This window comes from Amycolatopsis sp. FDAARGOS 1241 (assembly GCF_016889705.1).
Taxonomy (GTDB): domain Bacteria; phylum Actinomycetota; class Actinomycetes; order Mycobacteriales; family Pseudonocardiaceae; genus Amycolatopsis.
The window spans coordinates 1,391,072-1,409,261 of the sequence record NZ_CP069526.1 but is presented as its reverse complement, the minus strand read 5'-3'; the positions used below and the strand labels follow the sequence as shown (position 1 = coordinate 1,409,261).

The window sequence follows — 18,190 nt, the reverse complement described above, 5'->3', positions numbered from 1 at the left end:
CCGTGTCAGGCCCCCTCGCCTGCGACGAGTCCGGCTCGGAAGGCGACAACCTCGTCGGCGCGAACACCGCGGTGTTCGCGCACGCCGGGGTGCGGCTGGACCCGTCGTCGGCTTCGGCTTGCGTGGCCGAACTGCGGGCCCGCATCCGGTCGCCGGCCGTGGAGTACAAGGCGAACCACCTGTTGCGGGCCAAGAACCGCGCGGCGCTGGTGTGGTTCCTGGGTCCGTCCGGCCCGCTGGTCGACCGGGCCGGGGTGCTGCTGGTCGACAAGGCCCTGTTCCTGACCGGCAAGATCGTCGACTTGCTCGTCGACCGGGTGCCTTATCCCGAGTGCCTCGCACGGCGTCCCGACGCCCGCGCCGAGGCCCTGCACCACGCCGGCCCGCGCTTCGCCGGTGAGCGGCGGTGGGCCGAATTCCTGCGATCGTTCACCGCGCTGCTCCACACGTCCCCCCGGCGCCCCGGCGTGACCCCCACGCAGTTCTTCAGCCAGGACGACGTGCTGTCCCCGCTCGCCACGTTTTTCACGACACCGCGCGACGGGATGGGACCGCTCGCTGACTCCCCCACGGTCCCCGCCGGCACGACGGGACCGCTCGGTCGCGGGTCTGACGTTGATGTCAGTACGGCGGGACCGGCCGCCGATCCCGCCGCCACCGCGCGCGGCACGACGCTCGCCCACGTGCCCGAACTCCAGGACAGCACGACTGGACCGCTGGCCGATTCCTCCACAACCCAAGACGGCACGACAGGACCCCTCGCCCACGTGCCCGAACTTCAGGACAACACGCCTGGACCGCTGGCCGATTCCTCCACCACCCAAGACGGCACGACAGGACCACTCGCCCACCGACCCGAGGTTCCAAACAGCACGGCGGGACCGGCCGCCGACCCCACCGCCACCCAGGACGGCACGACAGGACCACTCGCCCACGTGCCCGAACTCCAGGACAACACGACTGGACCGCTCGCCAATCGCTCCACCACCCAAGACGGCACGACAGGACCACTCGCCCACCGACCCGAGGTTCCAAACAGCACGGCGGGACCGGCCGCCGACCCCACCGCCACCCAGGACGGCACGACAGGACCACTCGCCCACGTGCCCGAACTTCAGGACAACACGACTGGACCGCTCGCCAATCGCTCCACAACCCAAGACGGCACGACAGGACCACTCACAGCTCTCTCCCCCACGAGCGGTGCACCGGCGGCGCATCCGGTGCCGTCCTCGGCCGCGGAACTCCTCGCCCAGGCCTACTCACACCTGACCGCGCTTCGGGATCGCCTCCGCTCCGATCCCGCGCTGGTCCCGCCCCTGGACCCGCTCATGCCGGCCCTGGCCGACACCGTCGGCCGCTGGCGTGCGACCACCGTCATCCACGACGAACAGCCCTCACTGACCCGAGCCCGCGTCGCGACCCTCCTGGGTCCCACCCCGGTGATCCACTTCGTCGACTCCCGCACCGATCCGCGTGTCCAAATCGCCGACTTCCTGGCCGGCACGGCCCGCCGCCTGGCCGAACACACCCTCCACCAGCACGGCGACCCCGAACTCATGGAGCTCTTGCGCGCCTACGTCCTCCCCTCCTCCATCTGGGTCGAGGAGGGCATTGCAGCGAAGTCTTTCGGGCAGACGTGAAGATCCTCTTCACGCACGCAGTCGCTGCGCAGAGTCACCACGCGCCGCGCCCGCTGCACCGCAACTCATCTCGCCAAGGAATGAAGGGCCCCTTCACTCCGGGCTCGTGGCGCGAACCGAGGCCAGCCAGCCGAAGCCGCGCTCCACCCGGGCCCCGGCGTGAAGGCCTTCACCACCTGGCCGCCGCACCAACCACCGCCGCCGTAGCGGGCAGACCGTCCGCTACACCGACCGCGCGAAGCCGTGAACGTCCCCTTCCACCGCTCGGCGGCCGCGCAGAGTCACCGCGAGCCGCGTGGCGAACGCTGACGCGGAATCCGCGCAAGCGGTGAACGCCCCTTCTCCCCCGCCCGATCACCGCCGTCTCCACGGCAGGCCACTCACCAAGACCCAGAAGAGCGCGCGCACCACAAGGTTCAGTCGCGCGGAGTGATCACGTGCACGGCGGCCTCTTCGGCCGACGCGGCGCCCCCGTCGATGCCCGCGTCGGAGGCGTAGAGCTCGTCGTCGAGGTCCGGGCCGAAGCCGGCGTCCTGGGCGACCAGGCGGCCGGCGCGGGCGTCGCCGACTTCGTCGTCGACGAGTTCGCCGTCGGTGTCCGTCGTGTCGCCCAGGTCGTCGCCGTCGAGGTCGGTGGTGACGTCCGGGAGTTCACGGGCAAGTCGGCCCTCCCAGCTCTCGCCGGCGAGCTCTTCGGCGGCGGTCATGCCCCATTCGCGCACCTCGAGCGGGCGTTCCGGCGGCGAGTAACCCTCGTCGTACGGGTCACCGTCCTCAAGGGTGTCCTCGGGGTCCAGCAAGCCGGTGTCGGCGTTGTCCTCGATGTCGTCGTCCACGAACGCCTCCTCTCTCCTGCGTGCAGATTACTGCGACCGCGGGCCCCGGCCGAACGACCACCGGCCTTCACGCAGCGCGACCGGAGGCCACCCGATCCGGCGGCATGCCTCGTCCGGCTGGTCCGATCGGGCCTCGCTAACCTCGGCCGCGCCTACGGAGGTGGAGGGGTCAGTGACACAGTGGAGCGGGCCGACGTTGATCGCCCTGTTCGTCGGGTTCGGGCTGGCGTTCGTGCTGGTGGTGCCGTACGCCGTGCTCAGCTACCGGCGCCGCGGCGAGTTCGGGCCGGGCCGCGCGATCGCGGCGTTCGGGTTCCTCGTCTACTGCTGCGCGCTCGTCACGTACACGCTCCTGCCGCAACCCGTCGTCGACGCGGCCTACTGCGCGAGCCACGAATCACTGCGTCACCCGGTGTTCAACCCGCTGCAGTTCCTGTCCGACATGAAGCAGTTCCACACCGGGCTGCTCGACAACCCGGCGCTGCGCCAGGTGCTGTTCAACGTCGCGCTCTTCGCGCCGTGGGGCGTCTTCCTCCGGCGCCTGTACGGGAAGAACACGGCCGTCGCGATCGCCAGCGGGTTCCTCGCGTCGCTGCTCATCGAGACGACGCAACTCACCGGCGTGTGGTTCCTCGTCGACTGCCCGTACCGGCTGTTCGACACCGGTGATCTGCTGTCCAACACGGTCGGCGCGGCTGTCGGCGCGGTGGTCGCCCCGGTGTTCGGCCGCCCGCACGTGCGCCTCGACGCGAAGGCCCCACGCCCGGTCCGCAGCGGCCGGCGCCTCTTCGGCATGCTGCTGGACCTGATCGCCGTGACGTTGCTGGGCGTCGCGCTCAACGTCCTGGTCCGCGCGATCGCATACCTGCGCGATCCGCAGAGCCTCAACGCCGTCCTCGGCAACGGCGGGACTTCCCTGCTCGATGCCACCCTCGGCGAATGGCTCCCCGCCGTGGTCCTGCTGCTGTTCGTGCCTCTGGCCGGCAACGGCGCGACGGTCGGCCAGCGCGCCGTCCTCCTGACCGTCGTGAACAAGGACGACGACAAGCCGTCGGTGCTGCAGATGCTGGTGCGCTTCGTGTTCGGCTCGGGCGGCTACTTCATCGCCGTCGGAATCAGCACGGTGAGCGGGCAGGCGACGTCGTTCACGGCGCTGTGGATCCTCGTCAGCGGCCTGTTCGCGATCTTCACGCGCACTCACCGCGGTCTCACCGGCCTGCTGACGGGCCTTCGCGTGGCCGACGTCCGGCGCAAGAACCAGCCGGAGCCCGTCCCGGCGTAATCCTCGTGGTCTGCACCCGGAAACTTGTGTCCACAGGGGATTCGGGTGCCCTTGCTGCAACGCCGGCGGCATCGACGATCTACTGAGATGTTGATCACGGGCGACGGCGATGTCCCTGGCCACGGCGATCGCGAGGCGGCTGAGCCGAGTTCGGCCACGGTGAATTCGGTACGGTGGAAATCGCCAACCGGAACACTTTCGCAGGACGGGACGAATGACCGATTCCGAACGGATTTCCCTGTCCGCCACCACTTCTTCGGTTCGTCACGAACAGGTTGGTGCCGACGTCGCGCTCCTGCTGCTGCGCCTGATCGTCGCGGCGACCATGGGAGCGCACGGCCTCATCAAGGTCTTCGGCGCCTTCGGCGGCCCGGGGCTCGACAGCTTCGCCAAAGTACTCCACGGCTACGGCTTCACGCGCGGCCTCGGCCTGCTGTCGTGGATCACGGGCCTCACTGAAGTGGGCGGCAGCGGGCTCCTGGTGCTCGGCTTCCTGACGCCCCTTGCGGCAACGGGATTGCTGGGCGTCGGCTTGAGCGTCGTTGTTTCCAAACTGGACGGTGGGTTCTTCGAGGGCAGCGGCAAGGGCTTCGAGTTCGAACTGACGTTGGCGGTACTGGCGCTCGCGATCCTCCTCGCGGGCTCGGGCCGGATCGCCCTGGACGTCAACACGCCGTGGCGCCGCCACCCCTTCCGCTACGGCCTGGTCGGCCTACTGCTCGCGATCGTCGCTTCGATCGTGATCGGCTTGGCGTTCTGACCACTCGTGACTCCGCGGTTCCTCTCGCTGGTGGACGGATTCAAGGGCTGCTGTCAAACGACCCTGCGGACTTGTCCACAGTTCGCCGCGCTTGACGGCAGCTGTCCACAGATTTCGTTCCTACCCCTTTTCGGGGCCCAGTAACGGTAAAATGGAACCGGGACGCCCCCCAGGGGAGCGGTGGGGGCTGTCTCGCGAGCGGTGGGGGCTCCCCTGGCGAGCGGCGGAGCTGTCTGGCGGTGGTCGCAATACCCGAGTTGTTCAGGAGTTGCGCTGATGCCCGGACGGGAGTGAGACCGCGGGTCGGGTGGCAGATCTCGGGCTCTGACCGGTGTGACAGGACCGTCTCCGGGGAGCGGGCGGTTTACTTGCGGGTGAAAGCAACTCTGGGACCGGCGAAGCCACCCGGAGGGTGGGTATCAACTATCGCACTGCGAAGCGCTGGCGGGCTGCAGCGCGCGAGCGACCGCTGCGGCGCCGGCGGTTGCGACAGTCTCTTGTCGCGGTTGCTGAGCCGGCACGAGCGGATCGCGATCGCCGGCCGGGCCGGCCAGCCCGAGATCCGTCTGCGGGCGATCGCCGCTGAGCTGCCCCGCCCGGTTGATCACCCGCGCGTGGCATCGCAACCGGCAACCGGGTGGGACCTACAGCCTCATGCGGCCCGTCAGCCGGCCGCCGGTCGGCGCGGCCGGCCGAAAACCGGCACACGGGCCGCGGATTCGGTGGTGCGGGCGATCGTCGAGCATGGGTTGAATCAGCGATGGAGTGCGCAGCCGATCGGCCGCAGGTTGCGCCGTGACCAGCGTGAGCGCCCGCAGCGGCACGTGACCTGCGAAACGACCCACCACGCCTCTCCGTCCAGGCCACAGACGGTCCGCGCCTTGAGGTGGCGGGCCGGTGGCGGAGTGGCCGCATCGCCCGCCGGCTACCCGCCCGCCCCGACCAGCGCCGGCCGCGGATGCCCACCGCGATACTGATCAGCGACTGGCGGCGGGGGCTGTGTGGTCCGAACAGCACGCACGGAGCGAGGCACCAGCCCTCCAGCCAGCGGGCAAACGGAGCCAGTGGACGGCTCGGCCGTATGCGGCATTGCCGTCGACCGCCATGAGCCCCCAGAGGCAAGTTCAGTCGCGAGACGGCGGGCACGTTATCCACGTCGCCGTCATGCGACGGTTCGGGGCACGGGCGGTTCCCGGCTCCGCGGGCAGCAGAGCCGGGAACCGGACGTCAGCTGGAGAAGGCCTGCAGTTCGACGATCCGCGAGTACGCGTGGTCGTTCGAGTCCAGGGCGACGACCTGCACCCCGTCCGCCTGGACCGGGGCGAAGGTCGATGTCACCGAGCCCACCGTATTGCCGCGGACGGAGGCGACGGTGGCCCAGGCGCCCGACACGTGGGCTTGAACGTCGAAGTCGCGGAGGCCGTACTTGGGGGCCGGGTACTTGGTGGAGTCGAGGGTGTCGGTGACGACGCGGGAGATGGTCGTGGCGGCGGGCAGGTTGACGGCGTAGTTGTCGGGGAAGACGGATTTCGTGCCGTCGTTCCAGCCAGTGCCGGTAGACCAGTGGTCGCCGTTCGCGTCGCCGTCGACCGCGCCGCACGGGGAGAAGCTGCCGTTCGTGGAGGAGGGCACCGCCTGTTCGCCGAGGAGCAGGTTGTCGCCGGGGCCCTTGCCGGGCAGGGGAAGGACGTCGACCGGCACCGACAACTCGTTGTGGTCCACGGAAAGGCCCACGGTGTAGTGGCCGGGACGAGCGTCGCGCGGGACCGTGACGCCGACCTTCACCGTCACGGGCTGGTCCGGCTCCACGGCGGGCAGCCACGACGAGAAGACGCGCCGGTCGACAACCAGCGGTTTCGGCGCGGACAGCTGCATGTCCGCGTACACGGAACCGTTGCCGGTGCTGGTCATGCCGACCGTGAGCGCGCTCGGCAGGCACGGCAGGCCGACGACCTGAACCTGTGACGGGGATGCGGAAAGCTTGATCTGCGTGGCGTTCGTGGCCGGGCTGCTCTGCGCGGCGGTCGCCAGCGCCACGCCGAGCACTGCGGCGCCGGCGGCTGCGGCCACCACGAGGTGACGTCGCTGCATGGGAATACTCCTCAGTGGACGTTGATGGCGGGCACGCGGTCTTCGACGGTGAGCTTCGCGCGCGTGGTGACCGTGCCGTTCGGGATCGAGACCTTGTCGACAACGCGGTAGTCGGAGACCCATTCACGCGGGGTGACGTCGCAGCGCACGTAGCCGCGCTGGAAGTTGCCGAACTTCACGTGCGGGTTCTCGTCCAGGATGGTCTGGCCGCCCGGGTCGAGGTCCATGCCGTCCTGGCCGGAGGTGATCGACGTGCCGACGAACTCCGTCGCCACCACGGGCGAGTTCGGGTCGGCGTAGTCGGGCCGCAGCTCGGACGCGACGCTGCGGTGCAGATCGCCGGCGATGCTGACGAGGTTGCGCACCTTGCGCTCCTGCGCGCCGCCGAGGACTCGCTTGCGGGAGGCGACGTAGCCGTCCCACGTGTCCATCGGCACCAGCGCGGCCGCGCCGGCCGCGGTGTCGAGCTGCGCGATCGCCGTCTGGTGCGCGAGGACCTCCCAGCGCGCGGAGTGCTCGGCCATGCCGTCGAGCAGCCACTTCTCCTGCGCCGCACCGGTGATCGTGCGGTTCGGGTCGAGCGACTGGGGGTTCGGCGCCTTCGTACCGTCACCCGCCGCCTGGTCGTCCCGGTACTGCCGGGTGTCGAGGACGTTGAAGCGGACGAGATCGCCGTACTGGAAGCGGCGGTACATCCGGACGTCCGGCCCGTTCGGCAGCTGCGTGGTGCGCACGGGCTGGTGCTCCCACCACGCGCGGAACGCGTTGGCGCGGCGCACGAGGAACTGCGCGACGGGGTCGTTGTTCTCGGAGATGTCGCCGGCCCAGTTGTTCTCGACCTCGTGGTCGTCGATCGTGATGATCCACGGCGCGGACGCGTGCGCGGCCTGCAGGTCGAGGTCGGTCTTGTAGAGGGCGTAGCGGCCGCGGTAGTCGTCGAGCGTCGTGGTCTCGCGCGTGAACTCGACGGCCATGTTCTGCTTGCGCAGCCCGCCGTCGGCGCCGACGCCGTACTCGTAGATGTAGTCGCCGAGGTGGAAGATCACGTCGTGGTCGTAGGCGGCCATATCGCGGTACGCGGTGTAGAAGCCCTCGTACCAGGCCTGGCAGCTGGCGTAGGCGAGCGAAACGGCGCCGACGGACTGGTGCGCGGCCGGGCTCGTGCGCGTACGGCCGACCGGGCTGGAGTACCCGCCGACGCGGAAGCGGTAGAAGTACTCCCGCCACGGCCGCAGCCCGCGCACGTCCACGTGCACGCTGTGCGACGCTTCGCGCCGCGCGATCGCGTTTCCCGAGCGCACGATCCGGCGGAACCGCTCATCCTCGGCGACCTCCCAGCGCACCGAGACCGGGCGGTCGTTCATGCCACCGAACGGGTCCAGCGGCTTCGGCGCCAGACGCGTCCAGATCACGACGGCGTCGGGCAGCGGGTCGCCGGAGGCGATGCCGAGCTTGAACGGGTAGCCGGGCACGCGGTCGGTGTCCACGGAGGTGGCGCCGGAGGCGGTGATGCCGGGCAGCGTGCCGGCCAGCGCCAGCGCGGCCGCCGCACCGGTGACGGTGAGGAACTTGCGTCGCGTCGGGTTGTCCACGTCGCTCCGATCCAGGCTGGTCCCGACTTTCGGGCGCGTGCGGGCACCCCGGCGGCCGGGACGGGTGGACGGCCGCACGGGTGCGGCGCGTGGGTGTACTCCCCGCTGGCGGCTTCACCAGTCGTGCCATCGCCATTCGGGGTTGAAACGTATCAAGACGGGATGGTAGCCAGGCGGTTCGTCGGTGACGAGCCGTTCCAGTGCAGCATGAATCGTTTCATTCACGCTGCGTCACCGGCGCGGCTCGACCTCGCGTCGGGCAGGTTATCCGGCGCAGTGCGTCCCTTGGCGGACCGTAAACGATCACCGCGGTGAATTCGAGTTGAAGTCTGAGGTCCGCTCACTGCTGGTGATCAGTCGATCACTTCGCCGGACACGACGAATGGTGTCACCGGAATTGCTTTTCCGTGGATACCATTTTTCTCAGGATCAGACGAACAGAACACAGCTCGCCTTGTTGCCGAAACCGTTGTTGGCCAGGCCCGGCGTCGACCGAGTTGGGCTTGACCTCCTTACCCTGCTTGCCGGTGCAGTTGTTAGAATCGAACAGCTTCGCGGTGTGCGAGGTGTTGTTCTGCATCGAGCTGGTGCCATTGGCGACGAAGCCGTTGTCGCCCGCCCAGTTGGTCTTGGACAGGCCGATGGCGCCCGCGCGGTAAGCGAACTCGATGTGCTGACCCTTGCAGCTGTCGCCCTCGAACAGGCAGAAGTGCCCGGCTGCGCCCGTTCCGGCCGCGCTGGTCGCCGGGGCGATGGCGAGCATCGAAGCGGCGCCGACGAGTTACGTTTTTCCTTCCACGGAGAAATCCGGCCGACGGCCGGCTTCGAACGTGCAGGAACACGACAGCACTTCCCCAATTCACAAGCCCAGAATTCGCGCAAATGCGGAAAACTATAGCGATCTTGGAACGGCGCACAAGCACCTGGGTGGTGATCATCACCGGGTATCCGGTTTTCGTGTTTCAGCGATCGGGAACGGTCCTCGTCAGGGTGATGTCGTTTTTTCGCGAGGTTCTTGTCGGTGCCGCCGGGCACACTGGCGGGCGTGTATGAGGACACCGAACGCTGCGTCCGCGCCGTGCAGTCCAAGGACGCCCGCTTCGACGGGTGGTTCTACACGGCTGTCGTGACCACCGGCATCTACTGCCGCCCGAGCTGCCCGGTCGTGCCGCCGAAGGTCGAGAACATGCGCTTCTACCCCAGCGCGGCGGCCGCGCAGGCGGCCGGGTTCCGCGCGTGCAAGCGGTGCCGTCCGGACGCCTCCCCGGGGTCGCCGCAGTGGAACGAACGCGCCGACGTCGTCGCCCGCGCCGTGCGCCTGATCTCCGACGGGGTCGTCGACCGCGAAGGCGTGGCCGGGTTGGCCGCGCGGCTGGGGTACAGCGTGCGGCAGCTCGAACGCCAGGTGTTCACCGAGCTGGGGGCCGGCCCGCTCGCCCTCGCGCGCGCCCAACGCGCCTCCACGGCACGCCTGCTGGTCGAGACCACAGCGATGCCCATGGGCGACATCGCCTACGCCGCGGGCTTCTCGAGCATCCGCACGTTCAACGACACGGTGCGGTCGGTGTTCGGGCTGACGCCCAGCGAGTTGAGGTCGCGAGCTGGTGCTTCGGGTTCCGTGCGGGGTCGGGTCACCGCTTCGGCGAGTGCGGGTACTTCCGGCGCGGTCGAGGGGTGGCGTGACGAGATCGGTGCGTCGCCGGCGGGGCGCCGGGGCCGGCGGGGCGACGCGGCGGCGGCCGGGGGTTCCGGCGATGAGGCCCCCGCTCCGAGGCCGCCGACAGGCCAGCCGGGTGCAGGAGATAACGCGGCGCAGGCAGCGACTCGAGGTTCGAGCGGCGACGACGCTGCTTCGCCAGCGGCAGGTGCGCATTCGGGTGCATGGGTCACCGCCACGTCACCAGCGTCAAGCGGCGAGCGCGCTGCTCCGCTATCGGCGACAAGCCGCCAGGCCGCACGGGGCAGCGCAGCGCAGGCAGCAGGTTCAAGCGGCGACGACGGTGCTTCGCCAACGTCGGGTGCACAAGTCACCGCCGCACCCTCAGAGTCGAGCGGCGAGGGCACTGCTCAGCCAGCGCCGACAAGCCGGCAGGCCCCACGGGGTAACGCGGCGCCGGCGACGGCTCCAGGTTCGAACGGCGACAACACCGATCCGCCAACGTCGGGTGGGCAGTCGGGTGGACTAGTGACTGCCGAACCCGCAGAGTCGAGCGGCGAGGACGCTGCTCCGGCATCGGCGACAGCCCGGCCGGGCGCGCGAAGTGACACGGCGCTGGCGGAGGCCCGACGCTCGAGCCGCGAGGGCACCGCTCCGGCATCGGCGGATGGACCAGTTTCCGCCGCGCTGTCAGCGTCGAGTGGCGAGGACGCTGCTCCGGCATCGGCCACGGGCCGGCGGGGTGCACGAGGTGATGCGGCACCGGCAAGAGCCCCGGAGTCGAGCGGCGAGGGCACCGCTCCGGCATCGACAGGTCAACGGGTTACCGCCGCATCGTCTAGGTCGAGCGGCGGGGGTGCGGCGAAGCCGCCGGCGGAACGGCGGGGGGCTCGGGTGGCTGCGAGGGCTGAAGCTGTCATGGGCCGGCGCGACGAGGGCGGTGTGTCGCCGGGAGGGCGGCCGGGCGTGGGGGTGCGTGGTGTTCCGGCAGGTGAGCAGGGCGCGCCGGGTGTGGTGGAGGTGCGGTTGGCGTTCCGGGCGCCGTTGTGTCCGGACAACTTGTTCGGGCATCTGGTGGCGACGGCGGTGCCGGGGGTCGAGGAGTGGCGGGATGGGGCGTACCGGCGGACGCTGCGGCTCCCGCACGGCCACGGCGTGGTGTCGCTGCGGCCGACGCCCGAGCACGTCGCCTGCCGGCTGAGTCTGAGTGATCTGCGGGACCTCGCGGCGGCCATCGCGCGGTGCCGGCGGTTGCTGGACCTCGACGCGGATCCCGTGGCTGTCGACGCGCAGCTCGCCGAGGATCCGGCATTGGCGCCGCTCGTGGCGAAGAGCCCGGGCCGCCGCGTGCCGCGGACGACGGAGCCGGAGGAGTTCGCCGTGCGCGCCGTGCTGGGCCAGCAGGTGTCGACGGCCGCCGCGCGGACGCACGCCGCGCGCCTCGTCGCCGCGCACGGCACACCGATCGACGACCCCGAGGGCGGCCTGGAGTTCCTGTTCCCCAGCCCCGCGGACCTGGCCGAACTCGACCCGGCGACGCTCGCCATGCCGCAGTCCCGCCGCACGACGCTGCTGGCCCTCGTCGACCTCCTGACGTCCGGCACCCTCGACCTCTCCCCGGGCGGCGACTGGTCCCGCGCGCGAGCGCAGCTGTCCGCCCTGCCGGGCTTCGGCCCGTGGACGGTAGAAACCATCGCCATGCGCGCCCTCGGCGACCCGGACGCTTTCGTCCCCACCGACCTCGGCGTCAAGCTCGCGGCGGCGTCCCTGGACCTGCCCACGTCCCCCGCTGCCCTGACCAAGCACGCGACGCGCTGGCAACCGTGGCGCGCATACGCCGTCCAGTACCTCTGGGCAACGGGCGACCACGCGATCAACCGCCTCCCGACCTGACGCCCCGCCGCGCGGAACGCCGACGCGGCGTCACCACCGCCGCGCTCAGCTCCGCCAGCGCACCCGCCGTAAGCACTGCAGGACTCACGCGCGGCTGAGCAGTCCGCAAGCCTCGGCCCGCGCGTCCGTTGCGGTGGCGGACTCCGGCGTGCCAACACCGGTCCCGTCCCCCGCCCGGACGGACGACGATCGCAGCGCGGGTCCGCGCATCACCGCGAGGTGAGGAAGTCCAGCACGGCAGCGGCGAACTGCGCCGGCGCTTCGAGCCACGGCACGTGGCCGACATCCGGCAAGACCGCGCGCCGAGAGGCCGGGAGAGCGGCGGCCAGGGACTCACTGCCTGCGGATCGGCCTGCTGCAGCGCAACCCCAAAGATTCGGCCCCCGCGTTCGTTCCGGTGAGGGACCCCGGCGTGCCAACACCGGTCCCGTCCCCGGCCCGGACGGACGACGATCGCAGCGCGGGTCCGCGCATCACCGCGAGGTGAGGAAGTCCAGCACGGCAGCGGCGAACTGCGCCGGCGCTTCGAGCCACGGCACGTGGCCGACATCCGGCAAGACCACGCGCCGAGGAGGCCGGGAGAGCGGCGGCCAGGGAGTCGACAGCCCAGCGGGGCGGATGTCGTCGGCGCCGTCGAGGATGAGGGTGGGGTGGGGAGGGCACACGCTGCCGCGAGGATGTCTGCGTCGTCGGAGGTAGCGCGTTCGGCGGCGTTGATGGTGGCGTTGAAGTCGTAGTTGATGCGGAACCACGGGTCGGCCATCTGTTCGGCGTGGGTGAGGGCCGTGTGTGGATCCGAGAAGTTTGCGGACCACTGGAGGACCGCGAGTTCGCGGCCTGCGGCGGCCGTGCGGGGTCGGGCGCGGAGTTCCATCACGCGGGGCAAGGTGGGGCCCAAGCGGGCGGCGAGGTTTCGCTCGTACTCCGGGTGCCGGCGCCGCCCGAGGCCGGTGCCGGACACGTAGACGAGCTTCGTCACGTGGGCCGGGTGGGCGAGGGCGTAGCGCAGCGCCAAGGTCGCGCCCCACGAGTGACCCAGGACGGCCACGCGATCGAGCCCGTAGTGGCGGCGCACGGCGTCGAGGTCCAGCACCGCGCGGGCGAGCGAGTACGGGCCGCGCCGTTCGGACCGGCCGCAGCCGCGCTGGTCCCAGCGGATGACGCGCAGCCGCGGTGCCAACGACGTCGCGAGGACCCCGAACATGTCCCACAGTCCCGGGCCGCCGTGACACAGGATGAGCGGCTCACCTTCGCCGAGGTCGGCTGTCCACATGCGACAGGCGTCGTCCGCCTGGACCGTCTCCTCGCTGACCTCCACGCGGTTCAGTATCGCCGCCGGCCGTCCCGACGGTCGGCGACACGGCGCTCGTCACATCGCGCTCACCTCGCTCGGATCGAAGTGCGTCACGTGAACAAGCCGTTCAGCGTGCCGAAGTCGACGCCCGCGCCCAGCTCGTCGTACTTGCCCTCCCCGAGCATTTCCTGCGCTGCCCGCAGCGCGACCGCGTACGCACCCTGCGCCAGCGCCGTTCCCACAGTCACCCTCCGCACGCCCGCCGCGGCGAACTCCGACACCGACGGCGCACCCGGCCACGCCATCACGGCCACCGGGATCGGTGACGCCGCCGTGAGCTCGCGCAGCACCGCGAGGTCCACCAAGCCGGGCACGAAAATGCTGTCCACGCCGGCTTCCGCGTACGCCCGCGCGCGAGTCACGACGTCGTCGAACCGTCCCGAAGGCTCGCCGACGCCGAAGAGGTACACATCCGTGCGCGCGTTGAGCCACAGGTCCGGCAACCCCGCCGCCACCGCGGCCTCGCGAGCTGCCTTCAACCGTGCGGCCTGCTCGGCTGAGGAGAACAACGACAGCGTGCCCGCGCGCGAGTCCTCCAGGTTCACCCCCACCGCGCCGGCGCCGATGATCTCCGTGACGGTGGTGGCGACGTCGGCCGGGCCCGGGCCATAACCCCCTTCGACATCGGCGCTCACCGGCACCGACACCGCCGACGCGATCCGCCGTACGGCCTCCGTCATCTCCGCGCGCGTGAGCCCCTGGCCGTCGCCGCGGCCGAGTGCCCACGAAACACCACCACTCGTGGTGGCGATGGCCTTGGCGCCGGCGTGTTCGATGACCGCCGCGCTGCCCGCGTCCCAGGCGTTCGGCAGCACCACCATCGGCTCGCCGTGCAGCGCTCTGAACACCTTTGCCTTGTCCTGCAACGATTCCACGTGATTCCTCCCAGTTCGAACCAGATGCGGAGGACGCTAGCAGCGGGTACCGACAAAAACCGGTGGTCGCACCACGACGTCGCGAATCCGCCGGAATCAGCACGGGTGCGGGTACCGACCGAGGCCCTTCACGCCCCAGAACTCGCCGCCGGTCACCACCGGCGCGTCACGCCGCCAGGTCGAGGACGACGCGGGACCGGGCCTTGCCGGACATCATGCGCTCGTAGGCCTGCGGGGCGTCGGTCCACGGGACGACCTCGTTCATCGGCCGCACTCCGCGGGTGGCGGCGAACGCGAGGCTGTCCTCGTTCTCGATCGCCGAGCCGGTGAGGCTGCCGGTGATGGTGTGCGTGCCGAAGATGAGGTCCGGCGTGGCGACGGAGATCGGATCCTGTCCGGCACCCACGACGACCATCTTCCCGCGTGGCGCGAGACCCGCGACCAGCGGCGACATGGACGAACCGCTCGCGGCCGTCGCGACGACGGCCGCAGCGCCGCCGAGCTTCTGCAGCGCCTGGCCGGGGTCGACGCCGGTGCCGTCGACGTACTCGTCCGCGCCGAGCTGCGCGACGAGTTCCGCCTTGTCGGTGCCGCGCGCGATGGCCGCGACGCGGTAGCCGAGCGCCTTCGCGTACTGCACACCCAGGTGCCCCAGCCCGCCGATGCCCTGGATCGCGACGAGCGAGCCCGGCCGGGCGTTCAGGTCGCGCAACGCACTGTAGGTGGTGATGCCGGCGCACTGCACTGGCGCGGCGTCCGAAGAGGACAGTCCGGCGGGGACGCGGACGAGGCCGCTCCTGCGGGCGTAGGCGTATTCGGCGTAGCCCCCGTCGATGTCCGTGCCGGTGCGCGGCTGGTCGGTGCAGTTGACGAAGTCCCCGCGGCGGCAGGAGTCGCACTCCCCGCAGTGCCCGCCGAGGAACCCGACGAGACCCGTTCGCCGACGTGCCACGCGCGCACACCCTCGCCGACGGCGTCGATCACGCCGACGATCTCGTGCCCGGGCACGACCGGCGCGGTGGGGTCGGCACGGAGCCCCTCGACGGCGAGGACGTCGGAGTGGCAGACACCGCAGTACTCGACCTTGAGGCGGACGTGGCCGGGTTCGGGAGCGGTGAGCTCGCGGTCGGTGAGGAAGAACTCGCGGGAGTTGGTGACTTGGAGGGCGCGGTAGGTTGTCATGGGTCGAATATGACCGGTCGTCTTAGATCGTGTCAATGCGACGGGATGGGAGTTTGCCGCAGGTCTTCCGGCGGACGGGAGGTTCGGCCGGGGCAGAAGGCGGAGGCACGGCACGCGCATCCCACCAGTGGCGTCGGCAACGCGACTGGCTCGGGCCGAGCCCCGGCAGCGAGCGCGCGACAACGCCCAACTCGAGCTGATCGGCAGTCGACAAAGCCTGGCGCTGCCGCACATCGAAGCAACGAGCGGGCAGGATCACGCACTCGGCGAAGGCCACTGAAGACTGCCGGCCAGCAGCGCCCGTCGGGCGTCAGCGAGACTCAGGGCAGGTCGAAGCCCAGCTCCTTCGCGGCGAGTTCGGCCGTCGGCTGGGCCCAGCGCTGGGAAACCGCCTGGTGGGTGGACAGGGACCGCAGCTCGGCGCGGTCCAGGTAGAGCATGCCGGCCAGGTGGTCGGTTTCGTGCTGGACGATGCGGGCCGGCCAGCCGGAGAGCTCTTCGTCGACGGCGGCGCCCGTTTCGTCCAGTGCCTGCAGGCGGACGCGCAACGGCCGGGCCACCACAGCCTGCCAACCGCTCACGCTCAGGCAGCCCTCGAAGAACGCGGCGCGCTCGGCACCCAGCGGGGTGTAGCGCGGGTTGACAAGGACGCGGAACGGCAACGGCGCGATGCCGCGCGCCTCGAGCACCTCGGCGGGTACCGGCCGTTCGTGGGCGCGGTCCTCGACCACGGCCAGCTGCACCGGCAGACCCACCTGCGGAGCGGCCAGACCGACGCCCGGCGCGGCGTGCATGGTCTCCTTCATGCCTTCGATCAAGCCCGCCAGCGCGGCAGCGCTCAGCTCCCCTTCGTAGGGCGCCGCGGGAGTGCGCAGGACCGGGTCGCCGGCTTGGACGATGGGCCAGGGCAGGGGCTGGGCCAGCAGGGTCTCGACCAGGTCGGCGAGCAAGGGCGCACCTTTCAGAGCAGGGAGCCGAAGACCACGGCGAAGAAATCGTCCAGCGGGGCGGCGCTCTTGGCCACCTTGGTGCGAATGATCGCACCCTCCCAGGCGTCCAGGACGAACCGGCCGAGGAGATCGGCGTCGCGGTCGGCGGGAACCTCGCCGGCAGCCTGGGCTTCGCGGATGGACTCCGCGATGCTGTCCGACCAGTGCGTCAGACTCTCCCCCACCTGCTCGCGGATGACGGGGCTGTGGTCGGCGCGCTCGGCACCCATGTTGCCGATCAGGCAGCCGCGCGTGTATTCGTTGTCCTCGAGCACGTCGCGCATCACTGTGAAGCGGGCGCGCAACGTGTCGAGCGGACCGAGCTCACCGTGGCTGTCCCGCCAGCCGGAGGAGGCCGCGTATCGCGCGACGACTTCCGCGCCGAGGTCTTCCTTGCTCTTGAAGTGGTTGTAGAACGACCCCTTGGGCACACCGGCCGCCCGCGTGATGGTGTCGACGGAGCACGCGGCGAACCCGTTGCGGTGGAACTCGGTGACCGCGCTGTCGACGATCACCTCACGGACGCTGGGACGAGGCATCTCCGCAGTATATGACCGGTCGTCTCACCCGCCGAACGGCACAAGCCGACCGACGACTCCCGCTCCGCCCTGGCATGCTGGCCGCGTGGCCTACGACGTGAACGCGATCCGCAAGCACTTCCCCGCCCTCGAAGAAGGAGCCGCGCACTTCGACGGGCCCGGTGGCTCGCAGGTGCCCGACGTGGTGGGCGAGGCCGTCGCCACCACGCTGTGTTCCGCGATCGCGAACCGGGGCACCGTCACACCGGCCGAACGCCGCGCCGACGGCATCGTCCGCGACGCCCGCCAGGCAGTGGCGGACCTGCTTGGCGCGAACCCGGCGGGCGTCGTCTTCGGGCGCAGCATGACCCAGGTGACCTACGACTTCTCCCGCGCCCTCGCGAAGACCTGGCAGCCGGGCGACGAGGTCGTGGTCACCAAGCTGGACCACGACGCGAACATCCGCCCGTGGGTCCAGGCCGCGCAGGCCCGTGGCGTCACCGTCCGGTGGGCCGAGTTCGACCCGCAGACGGGCGAGCTGCCGGTCGAGGCCGTGACCGAGCTGCTCACGGACAAGACACGGCTCGTCGCCGTCACCGCGGCGTCCAACCTCCTCGGCACGCGCCCCGACGTCCCCGCCATCACGGCGAACGCGCGCGAAGCCGGCGCGCTCAGCTACGTCGACGGCGTGCACCTCACCCCGCACGCGCCCGTCGACCTGGCCGAGCTCGGCGCCGACTTCTACGCCTGCTCCGCGTACAAGTTCCTGGGCCCGCACCTCGGCTTGCTCGCCGCCGCGCCCGAACTGCTGGAGACGCTGCGCCCCGACAAGCTCGTGCCCTCCAGCGACACCGTGCCGGAGCGGTTCGAGCTCGGCACGCTCCCGTACGAACTGCTCGCCGGTACGACCGCGGCGATCGACTTCCTGGCGAACCTCGTCCCGGGTGAGGGAACCCGGCGTGAACGGCTCGGCAAGTCGCTCGAAGCCCTCGAACAGCACGAGCGGGAGCTGCTCGACCGCCTCGACGCCGGGCTCGCCGGCCTGGGCAAAGTCGTCCGCTACGGCGCGCCGGGCCGCCGGCGCACCCCGACCGTGCTGTTCTCCGTCGACGGCGCCGAGCCGAAGGCCGTGTACGAGCACCTCGCGCGCCACCACGTCAACGCTCCGGCCGCGAGCTTCTACGCGCTCGAGTGCTCACGCCACCTCGGCCTCGGCGACGCCGGCGCCGTCCGCGCGGGCATCGCTCCGTACACGACGGCGGCCGAAGTCGACCGGCTGGTCAGCGCGGTCGCTGAACTCTGACGGCGATGCCGCGCGCGGAGGTCGTGGCGGGTTTCCGTCCCGGGTGAACCACGGGTGGGCTTCCCCGCTCAGACGCCCGGCGAACGGCGGGTCGCCCACCGCCGGCTGGTCGCGGTAAGCGGTCGTGATGATCCGCTCGCTGCGCAGCACGTCGTGAGGGAACCCGAGTGACGGCCGGCTGAGCTCGCCCAGTCGCGCGAGCTGCTCCGCGGCGG

The 18,190-nt window shown here is 70.8% G+C and carries 13 protein-coding genes and 4 pseudogenes; 6 read left to right on the top strand and 11 right to left on the bottom strand.

From position 1 onward, the window contains the following. Nucleotides 1-2 precede the first annotated feature (2 nt). Nucleotides 3-1,643, top strand: a complete 1,641-nt coding sequence (locus tag I6J71_RS06905) for a hypothetical protein (RefSeq protein WP_204093951.1) — start codon at nt 3-5, stop codon at nt 1,641-1,643. Nucleotides 1,644-2,059: 416 nt separating this feature from the next. On the opposite strand, the gene I6J71_RS06900 is transcribed toward I6J71_RS06905, so the two are convergent. Further along, a complete protein-coding gene (locus I6J71_RS06900; protein WP_204093950.1) occupies nt 2,060-2,479 on the bottom strand; it encodes a DUF5709 domain-containing protein in 420 nt (139 codons plus the stop codon). A 172-nt stretch (nt 2,480-2,651) separates the two neighbouring features. Here I6J71_RS06900 and I6J71_RS06895 point away from each other — a divergent pair, with 172 nt between their 5' ends. Both I6J71_RS06895 and I6J71_RS06890 read left to right on the top strand, forming a co-directional pair. Continuing rightward, nucleotides 2,652-3,761, top strand: a complete 1,110-nt coding sequence (locus I6J71_RS06895) for a VanZ family protein (protein ID WP_204093949.1) — start codon at nt 2,652-2,654, stop codon at nt 3,759-3,761. A 214-nt stretch (nt 3,762-3,975) separates the two neighbouring features. Beyond that, nucleotides 3,976-4,521: a DoxX family protein gene (locus I6J71_RS06890; RefSeq protein WP_204093948.1), complete on the top strand. Its 546-nt coding sequence runs from the start codon at nt 3,976-3,978 to the stop codon at nt 4,519-4,521. Between the two features lie 1,227 nt (nt 4,522-5,748). Here the strand turns inward: I6J71_RS06890 and I6J71_RS06885 are convergent. From I6J71_RS06885 to I6J71_RS06875, 3 genes are all read right to left on the bottom strand, one after another. Beyond that, nucleotides 5,749-6,612, bottom strand: coding sequence for a hypothetical protein (locus I6J71_RS06885; protein WP_204093947.1), 864 nt, complete (start codon nt 6,610-6,612; stop codon nt 5,749-5,751). Nucleotides 6,613-6,623: 11 nt separating this feature from the next. Further along, complete coding sequence (locus tag I6J71_RS06880; RefSeq protein ID WP_239154485.1) at nt 6,624-8,204, bottom strand: alkaline phosphatase; 1,581 nt, start codon at nt 8,202-8,204, stop codon at nt 6,624-6,626. Between the two features lie 388 nt (nt 8,205-8,592). Beyond that, nucleotides 8,593-8,967 carry a peptidase inhibitor family I36 protein gene (locus I6J71_RS06875; RefSeq protein ID WP_204093946.1) on the bottom strand — a complete coding sequence of 125 codons (375 nt, stop codon included), beginning with the start codon at nt 8,965-8,967 and terminating at the stop codon, nt 8,593-8,595. A gap of 282 nt (nt 8,968-9,249) precedes the next feature. Between I6J71_RS06875 and I6J71_RS06870 the strand changes: the two are divergent. Then, nucleotides 9,250-9,804, top strand: a pseudogene (locus I6J71_RS06870) (bifunctional transcriptional activator/DNA repair enzyme AdaA); the annotation flags it as partial. A gap of 1,059 nt (nt 9,805-10,863) precedes the next feature. Beyond that, a pseudogene (locus I6J71_RS06865) lies at nt 10,864-11,754 on the top strand (DNA-3-methyladenine glycosylase); the annotation flags it as partial. A gap of 473 nt (nt 11,755-12,227) precedes the next feature. On the opposite strand, the gene I6J71_RS47750 reads toward I6J71_RS06865, so the two are convergent. The 7 genes and pseudogenes from I6J71_RS47750 to I6J71_RS06840 form a co-directional block, all read right to left on the bottom strand. Continuing rightward, nucleotides 12,228-12,419: an alpha/beta fold hydrolase gene (locus tag I6J71_RS47750; protein ID WP_239155651.1), complete on the bottom strand. Its 192-nt coding sequence runs from the start codon at nt 12,417-12,419 to the stop codon at nt 12,228-12,230. Nucleotides 12,420-12,553: 134 nt separating this feature from the next. Next, nucleotides 12,554-12,958 (bottom strand): annotated as a pseudogene (locus I6J71_RS47745) (alpha/beta fold hydrolase); the annotation flags it as partial. Nucleotides 12,959-13,158: 200 nt separating this feature from the next. Next, the gene (locus I6J71_RS06855; protein ID WP_204093945.1) at nt 13,159-13,983 is read right to left on the bottom strand and encodes an isocitrate lyase/phosphoenolpyruvate mutase family protein; all 825 of its coding nucleotides are present in this window, start codon (nt 13,981-13,983) and stop codon (nt 13,159-13,161) included. A 166-nt stretch (nt 13,984-14,149) separates the two neighbouring features. Next, nucleotides 14,150-14,623, bottom strand: a complete 474-nt coding sequence (locus I6J71_RS50370; protein WP_370542197.1) for a zinc-binding dehydrogenase — start codon at nt 14,621-14,623, stop codon at nt 14,150-14,152. Between the two features lie 201 nt (nt 14,624-14,824). After that, nucleotides 14,825-15,165, bottom strand: a pseudogene (locus tag I6J71_RS50365) (alcohol dehydrogenase catalytic domain-containing protein); the annotation flags it as partial. Between the two features lie 320 nt (nt 15,166-15,485). Then, a complete protein-coding gene (locus tag I6J71_RS06845) occupies nt 15,486-16,115 on the bottom strand; it encodes a peptide deformylase (protein ID WP_204093944.1) in 630 nt (209 codons plus the stop codon). 11 nt (nt 16,116-16,126) lie between these two features. Beyond that, nucleotides 16,127-16,693 (bottom strand): TetR/AcrR family transcriptional regulator, encoded by a 567-nt coding sequence (locus I6J71_RS06840; protein WP_204093943.1) that lies wholly within the window; start codon nt 16,691-16,693, stop codon nt 16,127-16,129. A gap of 85 nt (nt 16,694-16,778) precedes the next feature. Between I6J71_RS06840 and I6J71_RS06835 the strand changes: the two genes are divergently transcribed. Next, entirely contained in the window at nt 16,779-17,975 is a 1,197-nt protein-coding gene (locus tag I6J71_RS06835) for a cysteine desulfurase-like protein (RefSeq protein WP_204093942.1), read from the top strand. Nucleotides 17,976-18,190 lie beyond the last annotated feature (215 nt).

Coding starts and splice junctions, on each gene's coding strand:
- I6J71_RS06890 (WP_204093948.1), top strand. CDS start 3,976: ATGACCGATTCCGAACGGATTTCCCTGTCCGCCACCACTTCTTCGGTT.
- I6J71_RS06885 (WP_204093947.1), bottom strand. CDS start 6,612: ATGCAGCGACGTCACCTCGTGGTGGCCGCAGCCGCCGGCGCCGCAGTG.
- I6J71_RS06875 (WP_204093946.1), bottom strand. CDS start 8,967: ATGCTCGCCATCGCCCCGGCGACCAGCGCGGCCGGAACGGGCGCAGCC.
- I6J71_RS06840 (WP_204093943.1), bottom strand. CDS start 16,693: ATGCCTCGTCCCAGCGTCCGTGAGGTGATCGTCGACAGCGCGGTCACC.